Origin of the sequence: Pseudacidovorax sp. NFM-22, from assembly GCF_021401245.1 — a bacterium.
Classification (GTDB): domain Bacteria; phylum Pseudomonadota; class Gammaproteobacteria; order Burkholderiales; family Burkholderiaceae_C; genus Xenophilus.
In genome coordinates this window covers 340,923-362,769 of sequence record NZ_JACBFY010000002.1, presented here as the reverse complement: position 1 = coordinate 362,769, position 21,847 = coordinate 340,923, and the positions used below count along the sequence as shown (strand labels likewise).

At 69.0% G+C, this 21,847-nt stretch carries 21 protein-coding genes and 1 tRNA gene; 15 read left to right on the top strand and 7 right to left on the bottom strand.

The annotated features are described in order from the left end of the window. The 9 genes from rpmJ (at position 1) to L0984_RS07360 (ending at position 5,183) form a co-directional block, all read left to right on the top strand. A complete protein-coding gene (gene rpmJ, locus L0984_RS07400) occupies positions 1–114 on the top strand; it encodes a 50S ribosomal protein L36 (RefSeq protein WP_017760906.1) in 114 nt (37 codons plus the stop codon). A 23-nt stretch (positions 115–137) separates the two neighbouring features. Then, positions 138–503, top strand: coding sequence for a 30S ribosomal protein S13 (rpsM, locus tag L0984_RS07395; RefSeq protein WP_017760905.1), 366 nt, complete (start codon positions 138–140; stop codon positions 501–503). A 12-nt stretch (positions 504–515) separates the two neighbouring features. Then, the gene (gene rpsK / locus L0984_RS07390) at positions 516–920 is read left to right on the top strand and encodes a 30S ribosomal protein S11 (protein WP_017760904.1); all 405 of its coding nucleotides are present in this window, start codon (positions 516–518) and stop codon (positions 918–920) included. 143 nt (positions 921–1,063) lie between these two features. Next, positions 1,064–1,687: a 30S ribosomal protein S4 gene (rpsD, locus tag L0984_RS07385; protein ID WP_017758444.1), complete on the top strand. Its 624-nt coding sequence runs from the start codon at positions 1,064–1,066 to the stop codon at positions 1,685–1,687. Positions 1,688–1,827: 140 nt separating this feature from the next. Then, a complete protein-coding gene (locus L0984_RS07380; protein ID WP_017758445.1) occupies positions 1,828–2,820 on the top strand; it encodes a DNA-directed RNA polymerase subunit alpha in 993 nt (330 codons plus the stop codon). 79 nt (positions 2,821–2,899) lie between these two features. After that, entirely contained in the window at positions 2,900–3,298 is a 399-nt protein-coding gene (gene rplQ / locus L0984_RS07375) for a 50S ribosomal protein L17 (protein WP_017758446.1), read from the top strand. A gap of 19 nt (positions 3,299–3,317) precedes the next feature. After that, positions 3,318–3,394: transfer RNA gene (locus L0984_RS07370), tRNA-Met, on the top strand. A 109-nt stretch (positions 3,395–3,503) separates the two neighbouring features. Next, complete coding sequence (locus tag L0984_RS07365) at positions 3,504–4,772, top strand: class I SAM-dependent methyltransferase (protein WP_234193090.1); 1,269 nt, start codon at positions 3,504–3,506, stop codon at positions 4,770–4,772. A gap of 81 nt (positions 4,773–4,853) precedes the next feature. Then, on the top strand, positions 4,854–5,183 hold the full coding sequence (locus L0984_RS07360) for a DUF1840 domain-containing protein (protein ID WP_234193089.1): 330 nt from the start codon (positions 4,854–4,856) through the stop codon (positions 5,181–5,183). Between the two features lie 74 nt (positions 5,184–5,257). On the opposite strand, the gene L0984_RS07355 is transcribed toward L0984_RS07360, so the two are convergent. Continuing rightward, a complete protein-coding gene (locus L0984_RS07355) occupies positions 5,258–6,268 on the bottom strand; it encodes a Bug family tripartite tricarboxylate transporter substrate binding protein (protein ID WP_234193088.1) in 1,011 nt (336 codons plus the stop codon). A 350-nt stretch (positions 6,269–6,618) separates the two neighbouring features. Here L0984_RS07355 and L0984_RS07350 point away from each other — a divergent pair, with 350 nt between their 5' ends. Beyond that, positions 6,619–6,978, top strand: a complete 360-nt coding sequence (locus L0984_RS07350) for a hypothetical protein (protein WP_234193087.1) — start codon at positions 6,619–6,621, stop codon at positions 6,976–6,978. 118 nt (positions 6,979–7,096) lie between these two features. Here L0984_RS07350 and L0984_RS07345 read toward each other — a convergent pair whose 3' ends face one another. From L0984_RS07345 to L0984_RS07335, 3 genes are all read right to left on the bottom strand, one after another. Then, complete coding sequence (locus tag L0984_RS07345; protein ID WP_234193086.1) at positions 7,097–8,089, bottom strand: alpha-ketoacid dehydrogenase subunit beta; 993 nt, start codon at positions 8,087–8,089, stop codon at positions 7,097–7,099. Further along, positions 8,080–9,096 (bottom strand): thiamine pyrophosphate-dependent dehydrogenase E1 component subunit alpha, encoded by a 1,017-nt coding sequence (locus tag L0984_RS07340; protein WP_234193714.1) that lies wholly within the window; start codon positions 9,094–9,096, stop codon positions 8,080–8,082. Before L0984_RS07340 ends, L0984_RS07345 begins: the two co-directional genes overlap by 10 nt. A gap of 171 nt (positions 9,097–9,267) precedes the next feature. Further along, a complete protein-coding gene (locus L0984_RS07335) occupies positions 9,268–10,470 on the bottom strand; it encodes a helix-turn-helix domain-containing protein (protein WP_234193085.1) in 1,203 nt (400 codons plus the stop codon). 144 nt (positions 10,471–10,614) lie between these two features. On the opposite strand from L0984_RS07335, the gene L0984_RS07330 reads away from it, so the two are divergent. Beyond that, on the top strand, positions 10,615–12,696 hold the full coding sequence (locus L0984_RS07330; RefSeq protein WP_234193084.1) for a PQQ-dependent dehydrogenase, methanol/ethanol family: 2,082 nt from the start codon (positions 10,615–10,617) through the stop codon (positions 12,694–12,696). A 101-nt stretch (positions 12,697–12,797) separates the two neighbouring features. On the opposite strand, the gene L0984_RS07325 is transcribed toward L0984_RS07330, so the two are convergent. After that, on the bottom strand, positions 12,798–13,772 hold the full coding sequence (locus tag L0984_RS07325; protein ID WP_114801392.1) for a tripartite tricarboxylate transporter substrate-binding protein: 975 nt from the start codon (positions 13,770–13,772) through the stop codon (positions 12,798–12,800). 158 nt (positions 13,773–13,930) lie between these two features. Between L0984_RS07325 and L0984_RS07320 the strand changes: the two genes are divergently transcribed. Then, the gene (locus L0984_RS07320) at positions 13,931–14,725 is read left to right on the top strand and encodes a type III pantothenate kinase (protein WP_234193083.1); all 795 of its coding nucleotides are present in this window, start codon (positions 13,931–13,933) and stop codon (positions 14,723–14,725) included. 71 nt (positions 14,726–14,796) lie between these two features. Here L0984_RS07320 and L0984_RS07315 read toward each other — a convergent pair whose 3' ends face one another. Both L0984_RS07315 and L0984_RS07310 read right to left on the bottom strand, forming a co-directional pair. Then, a complete protein-coding gene (locus L0984_RS07315; RefSeq protein WP_234193082.1) occupies positions 14,797–15,894 on the bottom strand; it encodes a M14 family metallopeptidase in 1,098 nt (365 codons plus the stop codon). Beyond that, positions 15,891–17,096 (bottom strand): M20 aminoacylase family protein, encoded by a 1,206-nt coding sequence (locus L0984_RS07310; protein WP_234193081.1) that lies wholly within the window; start codon positions 17,094–17,096, stop codon positions 15,891–15,893. The genes L0984_RS07315 and L0984_RS07310 overlap by 4 nt, the downstream gene beginning before the upstream one ends. A gap of 153 nt (positions 17,097–17,249) precedes the next feature. On the opposite strand from L0984_RS07310, the gene argE reads away from it, so the two are divergent. From argE to L0984_RS07295, 3 genes are all read left to right on the top strand, one after another. Further along, positions 17,250–18,431: an acetylornithine deacetylase gene (gene argE / locus L0984_RS07305; RefSeq protein ID WP_234193080.1), complete on the top strand. Its 1,182-nt coding sequence runs from the start codon at positions 17,250–17,252 to the stop codon at positions 18,429–18,431. 10 nt (positions 18,432–18,441) lie between these two features. Then, positions 18,442–19,695: a DUF445 domain-containing protein gene (locus L0984_RS07300; RefSeq protein ID WP_234193079.1), complete on the top strand. Its 1,254-nt coding sequence runs from the start codon at positions 18,442–18,444 to the stop codon at positions 19,693–19,695. A 97-nt stretch (positions 19,696–19,792) separates the two neighbouring features. After that, a complete protein-coding gene (locus L0984_RS07295) occupies positions 19,793–21,847 on the top strand; it encodes a molybdopterin-containing oxidoreductase family protein (protein WP_234193078.1) in 2,055 nt (684 codons plus the stop codon).

Below are 21,847 nucleotides of genomic sequence, written 5' to 3'. Positions count from 1 at the left end.
ATGAGAGTTTCGGCATCGGTCAAGCCCATCTGCCGCAATTGCAAGGTCATCCGCCGCAAGGGTGTGGTGCGCGTGATCTGCACCGACCCGCGCCACAAGCAGCGCCAGGGTTGATTCGAGAGTTCTAGAGGACGCACATGGCACGTATTGCTGGCATCAACATCCCGCCGCACAAGCACGCCGAGATCGGCCTGACGGCAATCTTCGGCATCGGCCGTACCCGCGCTCGCAAGATCTGCGAAGCCTGCGGCATCGACTACGCCAAGAAGATCAAGGACCTGACGGACGCCGATCTCGAAAAGATCCGCGACCAGATCGCCCAATTCACGATCGAGGGTGACCTGCGTCGTGAAACCACGATGAACATCAAGCGCCTGATGGACATCGGCTGCTACCGCGGCTTCCGCCATCGTCGCGGTCTGCCGATGCGTGGTCAGCGCACGCGCACCAACGCCCGTACCCGCAAGGGTCCGCGCAAGGCTGCCCAGGCCCTGAAGAAGTAAAGAGAGAACAGCATGGCTAAAGCTCCTGCCAACAACGCCGCACAGCGTGTGCGCAAGAAGGTCCGCAAGAATGTGGCGGACGGCATTGCGCACGTGCATGCGTCGTTCAACAACACGATCATCACCATCACCGACCGCCAGGGCAACGCACTGTCCTGGGCTTCCTCGGGTGGCCAGGGCTTCAAGGGTTCGCGCAAGTCGACGCCCTTCGCTGCCCAGGTGGCTTCCGAAGTGGCCGGCCGCGCCGCTGTCGAGCAAGGCATCAAGAACCTGGACGTCGAGATCAAGGGCCCTGGCCCGGGTCGCGAATCCTCGGTGCGCGCACTGGCTGCGCTGGGCATCCGCATCACGTCGATCTCCGACGTGACCCCGGTACCCCACAACGGCTGCCGCCCCCAGAAGCGTCGTCGCATCTGAGGTGAGGCCGCCTGCGCAGTCCGCCTCCGGGCGGTCTGCGCGTTTTTGCGTTCTCGCTTTTCACAAGCCCACCGCCATCGACCGAAACGACTGATGGCTCCCGCGGCAGCAATGCCCGCGGCAGAAACCACAAGGAAAATACCGTGGCACGTTACCTCGGCCCCAAGGCCAAACTCTCCCGCCGTGAAGGCACCGACCTGTTCCTGAAGAGCGCCCGCCGCTCCATCGCGGACAAGGCCAAGTTCGACTCCAAGCCCGGCCAGCACGGCCGTACCTCGGGTCAGCGCACCTCCGACTTCGGTCTGCAACTGCGCGAGAAGCAGAAGGTCAAGCGCATGTACGGCGTGCTGGAAAAGCAATTCCGCCGCTACTTCGCCGAAGCCGATCGCCGCAAGGGCAATACCGGCGCCAACCTGCTGTCGCTGCTCGAATGCCGTCTGGACAACGTCGTCTATCGCATGGGCTTCGGTTCGACCCGTGCCGAAGCGCGCCAGCTGGTGTCGCACAAGGCGATCACGGTGAACGGCCAGTCGGTCAACATCCCGTCCTACCTGGTGAAGGCCGGTGACGTCGTGGCCGTTCGCGAGAAGTCCAAGAAGCAAGCCCGCATCATCGAGGCGCTGCAACTGGCCCAGCAGGTCGGCATTCCGGGCTGGGTCGAAGTGAGCATCGACAAGGCCGAAGGCACCTTCAAGAAGGCCCCGGACCGTGACGAATTCGGCGCCGACATCAACGAATCGCTGATCGTCGAACTCTACTCGCGTTAAAGCGAGACCCAGAGGCGACCGGTGGCGCTGCCCCGCAGCGCCACCCTTGAATGTTTTTGTACCCCCTCGAAGGCATTCGAGGCGGGCACTTCACCAGCCTTACCGGTGTAACGAGCCGGGGGTATTGAGAGGAAGTCCGCATGCAAACCACCCTGCTGAAACCCAAGACCATCCAGGTCGAGCAACTGGCTGCCAACAAGGCGAAGGTCACGCTCGAGCCTTTCGAGCGCGGCTATGGCCACACGCTCGGCAACGCGCTGCGCCGCGTTCTGCTGTCGTCGATGGTGGGGTATGCAGCCACGGAAGTGACGATCGCCGGCGTGCTGCACGAGTACTCGTCGATCGACGGCGTCCAGGAAGACGTCGTGAACATCCTGCTCAACCTCAAGGGCGTGGTGTTCAAGCTGCACAACCGCGACGAGGTCACGCTGAGCCTGCGCAAGGAAGGCGAAGGCCCGGTCACGGCCGCCGACATCCAGACGCCGCACGACGTCGAGATCATCAACCCCGAGCATGTCATCGCCCACCTGTCGCAAGGCGGCAAGCTGGACATGCAGATCAAGGTCGAGAAGGGCCGCGGCTATGTGCCCGGCACGATGCGCCGCTACGCGGACGAGCCGACCAAGTCGATCGGCCGCATCGTCCTCGACGCTTCGTTCTCGCCCGTCAAGCGCGTGAGCTACACCGTCGAGAGCGCCCGCGTCGAGCAGCGTACCGACCTGGACAAGCTGCTGGTCGAGATCGAGACCAACGGTGCGATTACCGCCGAAGACGCCGTGCGCGCCTCGGCAAAGATCCTGGTCGAGCAACTGGCCGTGTTCGCGCAGCTGGAAGGCGGCGAGCTGACCGGCATGTTCGAGCAGCCTGCCCAACGCAGCGCCCAGCAGTTCGACCCGATCCTGCTGCGCCCTGTCGATGAGCTGGAACTGACCGTGCGCTCGGCCAACTGCCTGAAGGCCGAGAACATCTACTACATCGGCGACCTGATCCAGCGGACGGAGAACGAGCTGCTCAAGACCCCGAACCTGGGTCGCAAGTCGCTCAACGAAATCAAGGAAGTCCTCGCTTCGCGCGGCCTGACCCTTGGCATGAAGCTCGAGAGTTGGCCGCCGGCCGGCCTCGACAAGCGCTGAGAGGCCCTCGGGCTTCTCGCTCCACGGGGCAGTACCTGATCCGGCTGCCCCGATCAACTAAAGTCAAAAGGAAATCACCATGCGTCACGGCCTCGGTCTTCGCAAACTCAACCGCACCAGCTCGCACCGCCTCGCGATGTTGCGCAACATGTCCAACTCGCTGATCGAGCACGAAGCCATCAAGACCACCGTGCCCAAGGCGAAGGAATTGCGCCGCGTCGTGGAGCCGCTGATCACGCTGGCCAAGAATCCCACCGTCGCCAACAAGCGCCTGGCCTTCGACCGCCTGCGCAACCGCGACAACGTGGTCAAGCTCTTCAACGAACTGGGCCCGCGCTACCAGGCTCGCCCGGGTGGCTACACGCGCATCCTGAAGATGGGTTTCCGCGTTGGCGACAACGCGCCCATGGCGCTGGTCGAACTCGTTGATCGTCCGGAAATTTCTGACGAAAAAGACGTGCAGACCGCGCAAGACTGACATATAATCTATTCCTCGACGCGCGATGGAGCAGTCTGGTAGCTCGTTGGGCTCATAACCCAAAGGTCGGAGGTTCAAATCCTCCTCGCGCAACCAAATTCAAGGGCCCTCTTTTGAGGGCCCTTTTTTTCTTGGTCGCCCGGCCTGCGCCTGCCTGCCGAGGAGCTTCTGCACAATCTGGAAACTTTCTGCACAATGGCTCGTCATGCAGAGCCTGGTTCAGAAGATCGAGTCTCAACTCGTTTCTCTCCCGATTCCTGTATCGCTGCGCTTGCCGGACGGGCATCGCATCGACACCCCTGGCGCCAAGGTCCGGCTGGGTTTCTCGAGTTGGACCGGATTGGCCAAGCTCGCTGCGCGGCAGATCGGCAGTGTGGGCGAGGACTATGTCGAAGGCCGCGTGGAGATCGAAGGCTCCATGCGCGATCTGATGGCTGCTGCCGCCGCGCTCATGCCCGACAACCCGGTGGAAAGCGACACCGGCTGGTGGACCCGCCTGCTGCGCAACGCCAAGTCCCGTGGCTCGCACACGCTGCGGCGCGACGCCGAGCAGATCCAGTTTCACTACGACGTTTCCGACGACTTCTACGCCCTCTGGCTCGATCCGCGCCGCGTGTATTCGTGCGCGTACTACCGCGACGAGGCGATGACGCTGGCCCAGGCGCAGGAGGCCAAGCTCGACCACATCTGCCGCAAGCTGCGCCTGAAGCCGGGCGAGCGCTACCTCGACATCGGCTCGGGCTGGGGCGGGCTGCTGCTGTGGGCGGCGGAGCACTACGGCGTGGATGCCACCGGCATCACCCTGTCGAAGAACCAGCACGCGCATGTGGAGAAGCTGATCGCGCAGCGGGGCCTGGAGAACCGCGTGCGCGTCCGCCTCATGGACTATCGCGAGCTCGCGGCCGAGCAGCCCTTCGACAAGATCTCATCGGTGGGCATGTTCGAGCATGTGGGCAGCGCCAACATGGGCACCTACTTCCAGGATGTGCACAAGCTGCTCGCGCCCGGGGGCCTGACGCTGCAGCACGGCATCACCTCGGGCCAGCTCGACTACCGCCAGTTGGGCGCAGGCATGGGTGACTTCATCGAGAAGTACATCTTTCCCGGCGGGGAGTTGCTGCACGTGACGACGGTGCTGCGCGAGACCGCGCATGCGGGCCTGGAGATGGTCGACACCGAGAATCTGCGGCCACATTACGCCCGCACGCTCTGGGCTTGGTCCGACGCCCTCGAAGCCCAGCTCGACAAGGCGCGAGAGGTGCTCGAAACCACCGCCGGCGCCGAGCGGGGCGCGCGCATCCTGCGCGCCTATCGCCTCTACCTGGCCGGCTGCGCGATGAGCTTCGAGCAAGGTTGGATCGCCCTGCACCAGATGCTTTCGGCCCGACCCGATGGCAAGATTTCGTCCCACGCCATGCGCGGGGCCCAGTCGCTATACCCTTTCTCGCGCGATTACATGTACGCGCCGCGGTAGGCCGCGTGCCGCCCGGAGTCCGGGAACCGCGGCCACTGGCGCAGGTCACAACAACAAACAAGTGCGAAAAGGAGTACCCGCATGCTGTACCGCTTCAAATCCCAGGCTTCGGCCGACGTGGTGATGCTCGAACCGAGCGCCCGCCATCTTCTGGAGATCATCGGCAAGACGCCGGGCGCACCCGGTGTCATCACCGTGGACCAGATGCCCGCCGCGATCTCGGCGCTGGAGGCTGCGGTCGCCAGTGAGGCGAAGATGGCCAGTCATGGCAATCACGACGCCCATGCCGTCGAGGACCATGAGGCACACGCCGAGCAGGAGCATGTGTCGCTGCACCAGCGGGTCACCCCGCTGCTGCACATGCTCAAGGAGTCGCACGGCGAGGGCAAGGACATCGTCTGGGGCACCTGAGCGCCGTTCGATCCCTCACCTACAAGAAATGAGGCCGCATGCATCGCATGCGGCCTTTTTTCATGGCGGCACGGTCAGTCGACCTTGGCACCCGAGGCCTTCACCACCTGCGCCCACTTCACATGTTCGCGCTCGATGTGCTGCGCGAAGGCCGCCGGGGTATTGCCTCCCGGGATCGCGCCCTGCGCCAGCATCTTCTCCTTGACAGCGGCCGTGGCCAGCGACTTGGCCACTTCCTGCTGGATGCGCTGAACGATCTCAGGCGAGGTGCCGGCCGGCGCCAGCAGGCCGAACCAGGAGCTGGCCTCGTAGCCCTTGAGGGAGGGTCCGCCTGCCTCCTCCACCGTCGGCACATCGGGCAGGGCGGCCGAGCGCTGGCTGCTGGTCACGGCCAGCGCCTTGAGCTTGCCGGCCTTGATCTGCTGCATGGAAGAAGGCAGGTTGTCGAACATCACGTCGGCATTGCCGGCCACCATGTCGAGCAGCGCGGGCCCGGAGCCCTTGTACGGGATGTGCGTCATGAAGGTGCCGGTCATGCTCTTGAACAGCTCGCCTGCGAGGTGGATGGAGGTGCCGCTGCCGCTCGAGGCCATGTTGAGCTGGCCCGGGTGCGAGCGCGCATAACGGATGAAGTCCTGCACGTTCTGGATGCCGTACTGCCTGGCCTTGTCGGCGTTCATCTCCATCACATTGGGCACCGAGGCCACCAGCGTGATGGGCACGAAGTCCTTGATCGGGTCATAGGGCAGCTTGGGATACAGCGCACGGTTGATGCCGTGCGTACCCACGGTGCCCATCAGCAGCGTGTAGCCATCGGGTGCGGAGCGCGCCACGATCTCGGCGCCGACGTTGCCGCCGGCCCCGGCGCGGTTGTCCACGATGAACTGCTGGCCGAAGGCCTTGGAGAGTTCCGGGGCGACGGCGCGGGCCAGGATGTCCGTGGTGCCGCCGGGTGCAAAGGGCACGACGATGCGCACCGTCTTGGTGGGCCACGTGTCCTGCGCCTGGGCGATGCCGCCGGCGCCAAGCAGCGCTGCAGCGAGGGAGGCCACGGCCACGAGGCGGCGACGCGGGATGGAATGCATGAGGGAAGTCTCCTGAGGGGGGAAAGCCCGGGGCGCCGCCTGCGTGAAGGGCCGTGGCGGCGCGCCTTCGTGCGAAGGTGCCATCCGGGAAAAAAAGGCCAAGGCCTGGTTTTACCCGGGCGAGACCCCGCCTCGATGGGTGAAAACCCCTCTCGCGTGCGCCGTGAATACGCGGGGGCTTGCGGGGAGTCGGCACAATCTCGCCCTTTCGCCCGCACCCCCTTTCCGGCCGTCCCCAGGCTGCCGCGAAACCGCATCCGACCTCCCGCTCGATGACCGTTGCCTCCCGCCTTCGCGCAGCCGCCGCCTGCCTGCCGGCCGCCGCTTTTTGTCTGTTGGCGGCAGGGTGCATGGACGGTTATCCGACCGAGGACGTGATGGCCCTCGACGCCATGGGCCCTGCCGAACATGTGCAGGCCCTCAACCGGCGCCTGGGGGAGGGCGGCGGCTCTCCGATGCGCGTGGCGATGAGTGCCGACTGCCGGCTGCAATGGCAGGGCGCGGCGGAACCCGCCTCATTGGCGCTGCCGGCGATCTCGGTGCGTTTCGACACCGACCCCGACACCGGGCGCTATCTCGTGCTGGTGGCCGAGCAGGCGGGCCAGCCCCCCCGCACGGCCTTCGAGGTCAGGGACTGGGTGGCGGCGGTCGCCTTCCGTTCGCATCTCCAGCAGTTGCAGCATCTGTGCATGGCGCAGGCCGACGCCTGAGCGCGAGGGAGCGGCGAATGGGGCGGCGGTTCGTCGCGTCCGGGCGCGGCGCGCATTGGCCCTGCAGCCCCACAGCCCGCCCGCTCGCGCTGCGGCGAGCCGGCATGCCGCCATCGATTCAGCCTACCAGCCGAAGCGCCGCCGCCTCGATCGCCTCCACCCCTACCCGGGACTGTGCCTCCAGCACCGGCGCATAGCCCACCGGAATGCGCGGTGCCCCGAGGCGCGCGATGCGGCAGCCCGTCGCCTCGGCCGCCGTGGCCGCGATTTCCGCGCCGAAGCCGGCGGCCTGCACCGCCTCGTGCACGACCAGCAGCCGGCCGGTGCGGCCGCAGCTGTCCAGCACCGTCTCCCGGTCCCACGGCCAGAGCGTGCGCAGGTCGATCAGGTCGACGGCGATGCCGGCGGCTGCCAGTCGCGCGCAGGCCGCTTCGCACACCTGGACCTGTCGGCTCCAGCTCACCATCGTGAGGGCATCCCCATGGCGCCGGTGCGCCGCGCGCCCCAGCGGAACGGCCAATTGCGGATCGACGGTGCCGCGCTGGCCCCACAGCGTCTTGTGCTCGATGTAGACCACCGGGTCGCCGCAATCCAGGGCCGCGCGCAGCAGGGCATGGTTGTCCTGCGGCGTGGAGGGGCTGACCACCACCACGCCCGGCAGATGCGCGAACCAGGCTTCCAGCGACTGCGAATGCTGCGCAGCCGAGGCATCCCAGATACCGCCGGGCATGCGCGCCACCAGCGGCACGCGGCCCTGGCCGCCGAACATGAAGCGGTTCTTGGCCGCCTGGTTGACCAACTCGTCCATGCCGCAGAGCGCGAAGTCGACCACCCGCATCTCGACCACCGGCTTCAAACCCGCCAGCGCCATGCCGACGCCAGCGCCCATGATGGCCGCCTCGCTGATCGGTGTGTCGATCACGCGCTGCGGGCCGAAGCGCTGCTGCAGGCTCTGGTACTGTCCGAAGATGCCGCCCCGGCCCACGTCCTCGCCGAGCACCACCACGCGTGCGTCCTCGGCCATCGCCTGGCCCAGTGCCTGCGCGGCGGCCTGGGCGTAGCTCCAGTCGTGTACCGCGTGCACCGTCGAATCGTCCGTCGTCATCGCCATTGGCCGGCTCCCGTGGTCTGCACATCGGTGAAGGCGGCCGAGGCGTCGGGCCAGGGTGCGGCATCGGCGGCGTCGAGGGCCGCCTGGACCTCGTCCAGGGCTTCGCGCTCGATCTGCATGAGCACGGCCTCTTCGATGCCATCGGCCCGCAGGCGCGCGCGCGCACGGGCGATGGGATCGGTTTCCAGCGCGGCGGCCAGTTCGGCGGGATCGCGGTAAGCGGCCACGTCCACCGACACGTGGCCCTTCACGCGGTAGGTGAGGGCATGCAGCAGCCGCGGACCCTGGCCGGCGCGCACCTCGGCCACCAGCCGGCCGGCGGCCTCGTGCACGGCGAAGACGTCGTTGCCGTCCACCGGCGTGGCGGGAATGCCCAGGGCCAATGCGCGGGCGGAGGCGCCCTCGCCGGCCGTCATCGGCCCGCTGGCGGTGGTGGCGCTCCAGCGGTTGTCCTCGCAGACGAAGAGCACCGGCAGGCCGTACACCTGCGCCCAGTTGAGCGCTTCGAGGAAAGGCCCCCGGTTGATCGCGCCGTCGCCGAAGAAGCACACGGTGATGTCGTCGCTGGCGCTGCCGTCGGGCCGCAGGCTGCGCAGCTTCTGCGCATGCGCCGCGCCCACCGCGATGGGCAGGCCGGCCGCCACCACGCCGTTGGCGCCCAGCATGCCCACCGAGAAGTCGGCGATGTGCATCGAGCCGCCCTTGCCGCCGTTGAAGCCGGTGGCCTTGCCGAAGAGCTCGGCCATCATCCGCGCCAGGTCGGCGCCCTTAGCCAGCGTGTGGCCGTGGCCGCGGTGGGTGGAGGTGAGGTAGTCGCTGGGCCGCAGATGGGCGCAGACGCCGGCGGGCACGGCTTCCTGCCCGGTAGACAGGTGCAGGGGCCCGCGCACGCGGGCGGCGCCGCCGGCCTGCTGGCCATAGGCGCTCACGCCGCCCTGGCTGGCCGTCTCGGCCGCGTTCTCGAAGGCACGGATGCGCTGCATGGTGCGATACAGCGCCAGGGCCATGGGGCCGCTGGTCGTGGATGTCACGGGGCTTGTCTCCTCTTGCTTCTGCGGATCCGGCTCGGGCGGCCGGTCGGGGGATGCTAGCGCGCGTGCCCCGTGCGGCGGGGACGCTGCGGCGACAGCCTGGGTGAGACCCGCATGGGGGCATGAACCTGCCCGCCGGGCCGCCCGTCAGCCGGGCTGGGGCCGCTGGCGCAGCCGGCGGTACAGCGTGCCACGCGACACCCCGAGCTGGCGCGCGGCGCGGGCGATGTTGCCGCCGCTCTCCTGCAGCGTGCGTTCGATCAGGTCCTGCTGCAGGCCGCGCAGCGTGGCGGGCGCGGGGTCGGTCTCGGCCTCGGAGGGCTGGGGCGCTGGCGGCAAGGCGCGCGCCGATCCGGAGAGCGCCACGCCATGGCGCAGATTCAGCCCGTCGCTGGCGGGCAGCCGCACCTGCACCCACACGCCCAGCCCGCTGGTCAGGCGCAGCGGCCTGGCGCCCTCGCCACCGGCGAGCCGCAGCAGCCCGTGCAGGTCGCGGCCGAAGAAGCGCACCGCCGAACGTGCCAGCGGATCGCGCGGCAAGGGCCCGAGCAGGCGCGAGGCCGCCGTGTTCAGCCAGGCCACGCGTCCATCCTGCGTCACGCCGGCCATGGCTTCCAGCGGCGTGCCCAGCAGCGCCGGGCTGGCCTGGAAGCGCAGCACCAGGTGCTCGCCGGACTGCCGCGCCAGCAGCCGGTTCTCGATGACGGTGGCATACAGGCCCACCATCGAGCCCGCATCGAAGCCGAAGCGGCGCGACTCCACCGACAGGTCCAGCACGCCAGCCAGGCGGCCGTCGACGCCGCGGATGGGGGCCGCGGCGCAATGCACCTGGTGGAGCGTGTCGAAGTAGTGCTCGCCGCCTTCCACCGTGCTGGCCTGCCCGGTGCACAGCACGATGCCCGGCGCCGTGGTGCCCACCACCGATTCGGCCAGGTTCACGCCCAGCCGCGCCGTGCGGCCCAGCACGGGCTGCTGCGGCGCCATGGGATGGTGCGTGACATGCAGCAGCACGCCCTCGCGGTCGGTGAGGATGACGCGGCAGTCCGTGCCCGACAGGGCGCCTTCCATCGCGGCGATCTCGGCGCCCGCGGCGTCGAGCAGGGCGCGGTTGCGCGACAGCGCCCCATGCAGCCGGCTGGGGGTGACGGGGTCGAAGGCGATGGTGCGGCCCGGGTCCTCGTGCCGGCGGCGGCAGCGCATCCACGACTGCAGCACCTCCTCGCCCACGAGGCCGGACGGCCGGTCGCCTTCGTCGAAGAAGCGCGTGCGCGCCTGCGCAGTCCGCTCCTCGGGCGTGGTGGCGAACAACTGGCGCAGCGTGTGCGCGCCGGTGGTGGGGGCAGTCGGCAAGCGGAACCTCCTTCGGCTGCGGCCGACTGTGTTCCGCAATGGAACAGGCCCGCACCCGGGAATTCCCGAGGGTGAAAGCGCCCCCCGCGCGGCGGCATCCTCTGGCGCGTTGGCTTCAACCAAGAACCGAGAAGGAGACACACGATGAGGCTTCTTGCGCTCGCGGCGCTGGCCGCCTGGGCCTGCCTGGCCCAGGCCCAGGCCCCTGCACCCAAGGCGGCCCCGGCCGCCAAGGTCGACGGCAACTTCATCCGGGCCAATGCCCAGAAGACGCCCGAATGGCCCAGCGTCGGCCTGGACTATGCGGAGACCCGCTACAGCCGGCTCGACCAGCTCGACACCGGCAACGTCGGCCAGCTGGGGCTGGTGTGGTCGTACAACCTCGAATCCACGCGCGGCGTCGAGGCCACGCCGCTGGTGGTCGATGGCGTGATGTACGTGACGGCCTCCTGGAGCGTGGTGCATGCCATCGACGTGCGCACCGGCCAGCGGCTGTGGAGCTTCGACCCGCAGGTCGACCGCGCCAAGGGCTACCGCGGCTGCTGCGACGTGGTCAACCGCGGCGTGGCGCTGTGGAAGGGCAAGGTCTATGTCGGCGCCTTCGACGGCCGGCTGATCGCGCTCGATGCCGCCTCCGGCAACAAGCTGTGGGAGAAGGACACGCTCATCGACCATGCCCGCAGCTACACCATCACCGGCGCGCCGCGGGTGTTCAAGGGCAAGGTCATCATCGGCAACGGGGGCGCCGAGTACGGCGTGCGCGGCTACATCACCGCCTACGACGCCGAGACCGGTGACCAGAAGTGGCGCTGGTTCACGGTGCCGGGCGACCCGTCCAAGCCCTTCGAGGACGAGGCCCAGGCCCGGGCCGCCAAGACCTGGGACCCGGCCGGCAAGTGGTGGGAAAGCGGCGGCGGCGGCACGGTGTGGGACACCATGGCCTTCGATCCCGAGCTCAACACCATGTACATCGGCACCGGCAACGGCTCGCCGTGGGCGCGCAGCAAGCGCAGTCCGGCTGGCGGCGACAACCTGTACCTGGCGTCCATCGTGGCGCTGGACCCGGACACCGGCAAGTACAAGTGGCACTACCAGGAAACGCCCGGCGACAACTGGGACTACACCTCCACCCAGCCGATGATCCTGGCCGACATCAAGCTGGACGGCAAGCCGCGCAAGGTGATCCTGCATGCGCCCAAGAACGGCTTCTTCTTCGTCATCGACCGCACCAACGGGAAGTTCATCTCGGCCAAGAACTTCGTCGAGGTGAACTGGGCCACCGGCTACGACAAGAACGGCCGGCCGATCGAGGTCGCTGCTGCCCGCGATGGCAGCAAGCCCAACGACTCGATCCCGGGTCCTTTCGGGGCGCACAACTGGCATCCGATGTCCTTCAACCCCAAGACGGGGCTGGTCTACCTGCCGGCGCAGCATGTGCCGATCACGCTGATGGACGACAAGGACTGGAAGTTCAACGAGAACGCGCCGCTGCGCCCGCACTCCGACCTGGGCTGGAACCTCGCCAAGTTCGCCAATGCCGAACCGCCCAAGAGCAAGCCCATGGGCCGGCTGGTGGCCTGGGACCCGGTCAAGCAGAAGGAGGCCTGGGGCGTGGAGCATGTCTCGCCCTGGAACGGCGGCACGCTGACCACGGCCGGCAACCTGGTCTTCCAGGGCACGGCCGACGGGCGCCTGGTGGCCTACGACGCCCGCGACGGCAAGAAGCTCTGGGAGACGCCCACCGGCACTGGCGTGGTGGCGGCCCCGTCCACCTACATGGTCGATGGCAAGCAGTACGTGTCGGTGGCCGTGGGCTGGGGCGGCGTGTACGGCCTGGCGCAGCGCGCCAGCGAGCGCCAGGGCCCCGGCACCGTCTACACCTTCGCGGTGGGCGGCACGGCCAAGATGCCCGAGTTCGTGCAGTACCGCATGGACAAGCTGCTGCAGGGCGTGAAGTACGACCCCGCCAAGGTGCAGGCCGGCACGGGGCTGTACGTGAGCAACTGCGTCTTCTGCCACGGCGTGCCGGGCGTGGACCGGGGCGGCAACATCCCCAACCTGGGCTACCTGGGGGCGCCCTACATCGAGAACCTGGACAAGTTCGTCTTCAAGGGGCCGGCCATGTCGCGCGGCATGCCGGACTTCACGGGCAAGCTGAGCATGGAGGACGTGGAGGCGATCAAGGCCTTCATCCAGGGCACCGCTGACGCCATCCGGCCGAAGTAAGCCTCCCCCAGGCTGCGCGCCTCCCCAAGAGGAGGCGTGTCTTGAACGAAAAAGGCCCGCCATCACTGGCGGGCCTCGTCGTTGGTGCGGGCGGTTTGGGATCAGTCGGCGTAGACGCCGGCTTCCTTGATCACGGGACCGAAGCGGGCGACTTCGGACTGCACGAACTTCTTGTGTTCGGCCGGGTCGCTGCGCTTGTCGCTCACCACCACGGCGCCCAGGGCTTCCTCGCGACGGATGAAGTCCGGGTCCTTCAGCGCGGTCTTGAGCGCGTCGTTGAGCTTCTTGAGCACCGGCGCCGGCGTGCCCTTGGGCGCGTACAGGCCGTGCCAGATCGTCACCTGGAAGTTCTTCAGGCCCTGCTCGTCCAGCGTCGGGATGTCCTTGAGCGCCGGCGTGTTCACCCGCTTGAGCGTGGTCACGCCATAGGCCTTGACCTTCTTGGCCTCGATCTGACCGGTGGTGTTGGTGGTCTGGTCGCACAGCAGGTCGATCTGCCCGCCCATCAGGTCGGCGATGGCCGGTGCGGTGCCCTTGTAGGGCACGGTGGTCATCTCGGCCTTGAGTGCGCTCTGGAACAGCAGGCCGCACAGGTGCGAGGCCGAGCCGATGCCGGCGTTGCCCAGGTTGACCTTGCCCTTGTGGGCGGCGATCCAGGTCTGTAGTTCCTTGAAATTGTTGGCTTCGAGCTGCGGCTTGCCGATCAGCGTCATGGGCACATCGTTGATCATGCCCAGGTACTCGAAGTCGGTCTCGTAGTTGTAGCTGAGCTTGCGGTAGAGCACCGGGGTGGTGGCCATGCCGACGTGGGTGACCAGCAGGGTGTAGCCGTCGTTCTTGGCGCGGGCCACCTTGGCATTGCCGATGGTGCTGCCGGCGCCGGCGGTGTTGTCCACCACGATGGTGGCGCCCAGGGCCTTCTGCATGGCCTCGGCCAGGTCGCGTGCCACCTTGTCGGTCGGGCCGCCGGCCGCGAAGGGCACGACGAAGGTGATGGTCTTGCCATCGGGGAAGTCGGCAGCCTGCGCGCCGAAGGTGAGGGCGGCAAGGGCGGCCAGGGCGATGGTCTTCTTCATTCGAAACTGCTCCGACAGAGGGTGAAAAGGACCTGAATGGTAGGGACCGGACTTGTCCGGGAAATTCCGGATTTCCCTAGTAGGACGGCTGCAGTGCGGTCCTCCTGATCCGGCGCAAGCCGGGGCGCGGTCAGGCGGCGGGGCAATAATGCCCGCCCATGCCTTCCCTCCTCGCACTCGACATCGGCAACACGCGGCTCAAGTGGGCGCTCTACGCCCAGGCCCAGCCAGGCAGCGCGCCGCTGGCCTCGGGGGCCGAGTTCCTGGACCACATCGACCGCCTGTCCGAAGGGCCCTGGGCCTCGCTTCCCCTGCGGCCCGAGGCCATGATCGGCTGCGTGGTCGCGGGCGACGCGGTGCGCCGCCGCACCGAGGAGCAGGTGGAGGAGAGCTTCGACTTCGAGCCACGCTGGGTCGTCTCGAGCGCGGCCGAGTGCGGCATGGTCAACGGCTACGACCATCCGACGCGTCTGGGCGCCGACCGCTGGGTGGCCATGATCGGCGCCCGCCATCGCATGCTGGCGCAGGTGGCCGACGGCCGGCCGCGACCGATGGTGGTGGTGATGGTGGGCACCGCGGTCACGGTCGAGGCCATCGATGCCGAAGGCAAGTTCCTCGGCGGCCTGATCCTGCCGGGCCACGGCATCATGCTGCGCGCGCTGGAGTCGGGCACCGCCGGCCTGCATGTGCCCACCGGCGAGGTGCGCGAGTTTCCGACCAACACCAGCGATGCCCTCACCAGCGGCGGCACTTATGCCATCGCTGGCGCCGTCGAGCGCATGGTGCAGCACGTCCGCCGCCACTGCGGCGCCGAGCCCGCCTGCTACATGACCGGCGGCGCGGGCTGGAAGATGGCGCCGTCGATGTCGGTGGAGTTCGAGCTGGTGGAGTCGCTCATCATGGACGGCCTGCTGGTCATTGCCGGCGACCGCGCCGCGCGCATCGCCGGCTGAGCACCGGCGTCGGGCCGCCGCATCTGTGGCATTGCCGCGTGCAGGGCTGCACGCCCCCGCGTCACCCAGGCTCAGCCGCGCAGCCCTTCGGCTGCCTGGAACAGCGCCTCGCGCGCCTGCGCCACGATGCGCTGCTTCCACGCCTCGGTGTCGGTGTAGAAGGCCGCCCGCATGCGCTGGTGGATCGACTGGGCCAGCTCCGGCGCGGCCTCGGGATGCAGATGCAACCAGTGGTCGCCGCGCATGGCGGTGAGCACCTCCATCAGCGGCTCGGTGCCGTATTCCATGGCGATGCCGGTGAACTCGGCCTGGGGGCATTCCTCGTAGATCGAGTTCCACATCAGCCCGGTGAGCAGGGCCGAGGCCGAACTGCCGTCGTAGATGGAGGTGACCGGCGTCGTGCCACCGCCACCCCACCAGGCGCTGGCGCGGGCGTAGGCGGCCGGGTCGTTGCGGCCCGCGAAGATGCGCTCGCCCAGGCCGCTGGGCCCCAGTCCGGTGTGGATGTCGATCCAGGCCACTCGACGGGCCCGCCCGGCGTGCTGTCGCAGCACCTGCCGCAGCGTGCGCTGGCTCCAGGTGGGGGCTTGGCCGCCGAAGAACATGCCATCGGCGAAGGCGTACTGGCCCTGCGTGACGGCGGTCTGGAATTCGCCCATGCCGTGCTTGGCGATCCAGTGCTCCAGCGCCTCCTGGTCGCGGGGCGCCGGTGGCCACTGCGGCGGCAGCAGCAGCGCGTGCAGCTTGGCATAGGGCTTGTTGACGGGCAGCGGCGCCGCGAAATCCTGGAAGTTGCGGTTGAGGTCGACGTTCTCCTGCGTCACCCGCCGGCCGTGCGAGAAGCCGTGCGGATTGAGCGCATGGATGTGCACCACGGCCACGCCGGCATCGCGCGCCGCCTTGCGCCAGGCGGTGTCGTGCAGCGCATGCACCTGCACGCCGCTGCCGCAGTGGCCTTCCACGCCATGGCAGGCGCTGCTCACGATGAGCACCCGCTCGGCATCGGCTGGTCCGTCGCGCGCCACATCCATGGCCAGCGCCTCGCCGTCGGCGCCGCGCAAGGACAGGGGATGGCTTTCGACCGGCATGCCGGCCGCCACGCAGGCCGCCAGGAATTTCTGCCGCGCCAGCGCGTAGCTGGGCGAGAAGGCCTGCGCGGCGTCCATCATGGCTGCGCCGCGGCCGGCTGGGCGAGGAACTCCTCCGCCAGCTTCACCCACACGCTGGCGCCCAGCGGGATCAGCTCATCGTTGAAGTCGTAGCTGGGGTTGTGCAGCATGCAGGGCCCTTCGCCGTGCAGGTGCGGCCGGTGGCTGCCGTCGCCGTTGCCGATGAAAGCATAGGCGCCGGGCTTGGCCTGCAGCATGAAGGCGAAGTCCTCGGAGGTCATGGCCGGCTCCTGGCGCAGCACGTTGGCCTCGCCCACCACGCCGGCCATCACCCGGCGGGCGAAGTCGGCTTCGGGCGCGGTGTTGATGGTGGGCGGGTAGTAGCGCACGAACTCGAAGTCGCATTCGGCATCGTGCGCGGCGCAGATGTGCTCGGCGATCTTGCGCATGCGCGCCTCGATCATGTCCAGCACCTCGACCGAGAAGGTGCGCACGGTGCCGGTCAGCTCGCAGTCGTTGGGGATGACGTTGTTGGTGTCGCCCGCGTGCACCGTCGTCACCGAGATGACGGCCGAGTCCAGCGGCTTCATCTTGCGCGTCAGGATGGTCTGGAAGGCCTGCACCATCTCGCAGGCGACCGGCACCGGATCGACGGTGGTGTGGGGCAGGGCGGCATGGCCACCCTTGCCGCGCACCGTGATGTAGAACTTGTTGCCCGAGGCCATGACGGGCCCGGGGCTGACGGCGAACTGGCCGGCCGCCATGCCGGGCCAGTTGTGCATGCCGAAGACCGCTTCCATCGGGAATTTCTCGAACAGGCCGTCGTCGATCATGCGCTTGGCGCCGCCGCCGCCTTCCTCGGCCGGCTGGAAGATCAGGTAGACCGTGCCATCGAAGTGGCGGTTCTTCGCCAGATGCTGGGCCGCTGCCAGCAGCATGGCGGTGTGGCCGTCGTGGCCGCAGGCGTGCATCTTGCCGGCGTTCTTGCTGGCGTGGTCGAAGGTGTTGAGTTCGTTGATGGGCAGGGCGTCCATGTCGGCCCGCAGGCCCACGGCGCGCTCGCTGCTGCCGTTCTTGACGATGCCGACCACGCCGGTGGTGCCCAGGCCGCGGTGGATCGGAATGCCCCACTCGGTGAGGCGGGCCGCCACGACATCGGCGGTGCGCACTTCCTCGTAGGCCAGTTCGGGATGGGCATGCAGGTCGCGGCGGATGGCGGCGATCCCGGCCGCCTGGGTGACGATCGAGTCGATGAGCTTCATGGAAGGCAGTCTAGTGGGGGCAGGCCGGCGCAGGCTGACACGCCCGGGATGCCGGTGCAAGCAATACGGATGCCCGCGGCAGGGGCAAGCCCGCCGTCCGGCCTTGCCGCAGGGCGGGATGGGGACAAGGGGGCGCGGCCACAATCCGGGCCCATGAGCCAACTCCCGCTTTCCGACCGCGCGCTGGCCTTCGCCCAGGCGCTGGTGCGGATGAACACCATCAGCGACCGCAGCAACCTCGAACTGATCGAGTTCGCGCGCGATCACCTGGCCGGCCTGGGCGTGAAGAGCCGGCTGACCTGGAATGCCGAGCGCACCAAGGCCAACCTGTTCGCCACGCTGGGCGAGGGCAAGCCGGCCGGCGTGATCGTCTCTGGCCACACCGACACCGTGCCGTGGGAGGGCCAGGCCTGGACGGTCGATCCGCTGTCTGCCGTCGTGCAGGACGGTCCCGAAGGCCTGTCGCTCTTCGGGCGCGGCTCGGCCGACATGAAGAGCTTCATCGCCATCGCATTGGCGAATGCCGAGCGCATCCTGGCCGGCAACGCGCCCTTCGCGGTGCACTTCGCCTTCAGCTACGAGGAGGAGATCGGCTGCTTCGGCGTGCGCGAACTCATCGCGGACATGCGCGATGCCGGCGTCAAGCCTCTTGCCTGCATCGTGGGCGAGCCGACGTCGATGGTGCCCGCCATCGCGCACAAGGGCGTGTGGCGCTACCGCTGCTGCGTGCGCGGCAAGGAGGCGCATTCCTCCCTCACGCCGCATTCGGTCAATGCCATCGAGATGGCGGCGCGGGTGGTAGGCAAGGTGCGCGACATGGCCGAGGCCTTCGAGCGCGAGGAGCCGCGCTACGACGGCTTCGACGTGCCCTTTTCCACCGCCAGCGTGGGCCAGTTCCACGGCGGCATCGCCGACAACGTGGTGCCGCGCGACGCCGAGTTCCGCTATGAATTCCGCGACCTGCCCACGGCCGATGCCCGAGCCATGCAGCAGCAGGTGGTCGACTATGCGCGCGGCCTGGAGCCCGGCATGCAGCGCGTGGCGCCCGATGCGGGCTTCCGCTTCGAGACCATCTGCGAAATCCCGTCCTTCCTCGGCGACCGCGACGACCCGGTCACCCGGCTGGCGCAGCGCTTGGCGGGCGAGGCCGGCACGACGCTGGTCGCCTTCGGCACCGAGGCAGGCCTGTTCAAGAACGCGGGCATTCCCACCGTGGTCTGCGGCCCCGGCAGCATCCAGCAGGCGCACCAGCCCGACGAGTACGTGACGCTGGCGCAGCTGGCGCGCTGCGAGGCCTTCATGCACGGCCTGGCCGACAGCGCCGAGATCGGCTGACGCCTTTTCCATGGCCGTGGCGACGGGCCCCGGCCCGATGAAGCGGATGGCGCTGGCGCTGCTGGTCGGCGCCGCGCTGCTGTATGCGCTGGCCACCTGGCAGGAAGGGCACGGCGGCCATGCCGGCTGGGGCTGGCTGGCGGCCTTCGCCGAGGCGGCCATGGTGGGCGCGATCGCCGACTGGTTCGCGGTGGTGGCGCTGTTCCGCCATCCGCTGGGCCTGCCGATTCCGCACACCGCCATCCTGCCGCGCAGCAAGGCGCGGCTGGGCGCCAACCTGGCGCGTTTTTTCTGCGACAACTTCCTGGGCACGGCGCAGGTGCTGGCCAAGCTGCGCGCCTTCGACGCGGCCGGTCGGCTGGCCGCGTGGCTGTCGCGCCCCGCGCAGGCCGAACGGCTGGGCCGCCTGGGCGTGGCGGCGGCCGGCCAGGTGCTGGCGGCCGTCGACGACCAGCGGCTGCGCGACTTCCTCGGCCGCGCCGCGGCGGCCGGGCTGCGTCAGCTGGACTTCTCCCGCATGGCCGGTCAGGTGCTGGAGACGCTGACGGCCGAAGGCCGGCACCAGGCCATGCTCGATGCGGTGCTGGGCCACGCCGCGCAGTGGCTGGACGACGAGGCGCTGCAGGACCAGCTCACCGAATCCATCGCGCAGGAGGTCAAGGCCCTGCGCTACGTCGGCCTGGACCAGGTCGCCGCGCGCCTGGCCACGCGCAAGCTGGTGGCCAGCATCGCGCGGGCGCTGGGCGAGACGGCGGCCGACCCGGCCCATCCGCTGCGCCAGCGCTTCGACGCCTATATGCAGGGCTTCGTCCAGCGCCTGCAGCAGGACCCGGCCTTCGTCGCCCGCGGCGAGCGGCTGCGTGACGAACTGCTGGCCCATGACGGACTGCGGAACTACCTCGACGGCCTGTGGCAGCAGCTGCGCGACTGGCTGCAGGCCGACCTGGCGCGGCCCGATTCGGCCATCGGCCAGCGCATCGCCCGCCTGGCGGCGTCGCTGGGCGAGCGGCTGGCGTCCGATGCCGCCATGCGCGCCTGGCTCAACGAACAACTGGAACAGGCGGCACCCGCCGCCATCGAACGCTGGCGCGAGGACATCCGCCGCTACATCGAAGAGCGCGTGGCGGCCTGGGACACCGACGAGCTCGTGGCCGAGCTGGAGCAGCACGTGGGCCGCGACCTGCAGTTCATCCGCATCAACGGCACGGTCGTGGGCGGGCTGGTGGGCGTGGCGATCCATGCCGTCACGTTGATGCTGAGATGAACAAAACGCGATGGCGCGGCGCGCCATGCACTCCTAGACTCGCCCTTCCCATGTGCCCCGTGCCGCCGACGACCCCGCGATGACCATGACTGCCGCTATGCCCACCCCCGACACGCACACCGTCCTCGGCGCCTGCCCGCACGACTGCCCCGATACCTGCGGCCTGGTCACGACGGTGCAGGACGGCGTTGCCATCAAGCTGCAGGGCAACCCGGCGCACCGCCACACCGGCGGCGTGCTGTGCACCAAGGTGTCGCGCTACCTGGAGCGCAATGCGCACCCGGAGCGGCTGACCCAGCCGCTGCGCCGCGTCGGCCGCAAGGGCGAGGGCCGCTTCGAGCCGGTGAGCTGGGACGAGGCGCTGGACGACATCGCCGCCCGCCTGAAGACCATCGCCGCCGATGAGCCGCAGGCCATCCTGCCCTACAGCTACGCCGGCACCATGGGCCTGGTGCAGGGCGAATCGATGGACCGGCGCTTCTTCCACAAGCTGGGCGCCTCGCTGCTGGACCGCACCATCTGCTCCACCGCCGGCGGCGAAGGCCTGGGCTACACGCTGGGCGGCAAGGTGGGTATGCGCATCGAGCATTTCGCGGAGTCCAAGCTGATCCTCATCTGGGGCAGCAACGCCATCGCCAGCAACCTGCATTTCTGGCGCCATGCGCAGGCCGCCAAGCGGGCCGGCGCGCGGCTGGTCTGCATCGACCCGCGGCGCACCGAGACGGCCGACAAGTGCGACGAGCACATCGCCCTGCTGCCGGGCACCGACGGCGCCCTGGCACTGGCGCTGATGCATGAGCTGATCGTGCACGACTGGCTGGACCACGACTACATCGCCCGTCACACCCTGGGCTGGGAACAGTTGCGCGAGCGCGCCCTGCAATGGCCACCCGCGCGCGCGGCCGCCGTGTGCGGTGTGCCGGTGGCGCAGATCGAGGCCCTCGCGCGGGACTACGGCACGACCAAGCCGGCGGCCATCCGCCTGAACTACGGCATGCAGCGCGTGCGCGGCGGCGGCAATGCGGCGCGGGCCGTGGCCTGCCTGCCGGCGCTGGTCGGTGCCTGGCGGCACCGCGCGGGCGGGCTGCTGCTCAGTGCCTCCGGCCAGTTTCCGGCGGACCGCGCCACGCTGCACCGCCCCGACCTGCTGGCCGGCCGCCAGCCCCGCACGCTCAACATGAGCAGCATCGGCGACGTGCTGACCGGCGATGCCACGGCCCTGGCCGGCGGCCCCGCGGTGAAGGCGGTGGTGGTCTACAACAGCAACCCGGTGGCGGTGGCGCCCGAGTCGGCCAAGGTGGCCGCGGGCTTCGCGCGCAAGGACCTGTTCACCGTGGTGCTGGAGCAGTTCCAGACCGACACCGCCGACCACGCCGACTACCTGCTGCCCGCCACCACGCAGCTGGAGCACTGGGACATCCACTTCAGCTACGGCCATACCGACGTGATGCTCAACCGCCCCGCCGTCGCGCCGCGCGGCCAGGCGCGCAGCAATGCCTGGGTGTTCCGCGAGCTGGCGCGCCGCATGGGTTTCGACGAGCCCTGCTTTGCCGACGACGACGAAACGCTCTGCCGCCAGGCCTTCCGCCCCGAGGCCATCGACTGGGCGGCGCTGGAGCGCGACGGCTTCGCCACCCTTCCGCTGCCCGATGCGCCCTTCGCCGAGGGCGGCTTTCCCACGCCCTCGGGCAAGTGCGAGTTCTTCAGCGCCCGGCTGGCCGCGCAGGGCCTGGACGGGCTGCCGGACCACCTGCCCAACTACGAGTCTGCGGGCAGCTCGGCCGACTATCCGCTGGCCATGATCTCGCCGCCGGCGCGCAACTTCCTCAACTCCACCTTCGTCAACGTGACCAGCCTGCGGTCCATGGAAGGCGAGCCGCTGGTGGAAATCCATGCCGACGATGCCGCAGCGCGCGGCATCGCCGACGGTGCCATGGTGCGGGTGTTCAACGCCCGCGGCGAGCACCGCTGCCGCGCCGAGGTCTCGCGCCGTGCCCGGCCGGGCGTGGTCAACGGCCTGGGCATCTGGTGGCGCAAGCTGGGCGCGGACGGCACCAACGTCAACGAACTGACCAGCCAGCGCCTGACCGACCTGGGCCGCGGCCCCACCTTCTACGACTGCCTGGTGCAGGTGGAGGCCGTGGCGGCGTGA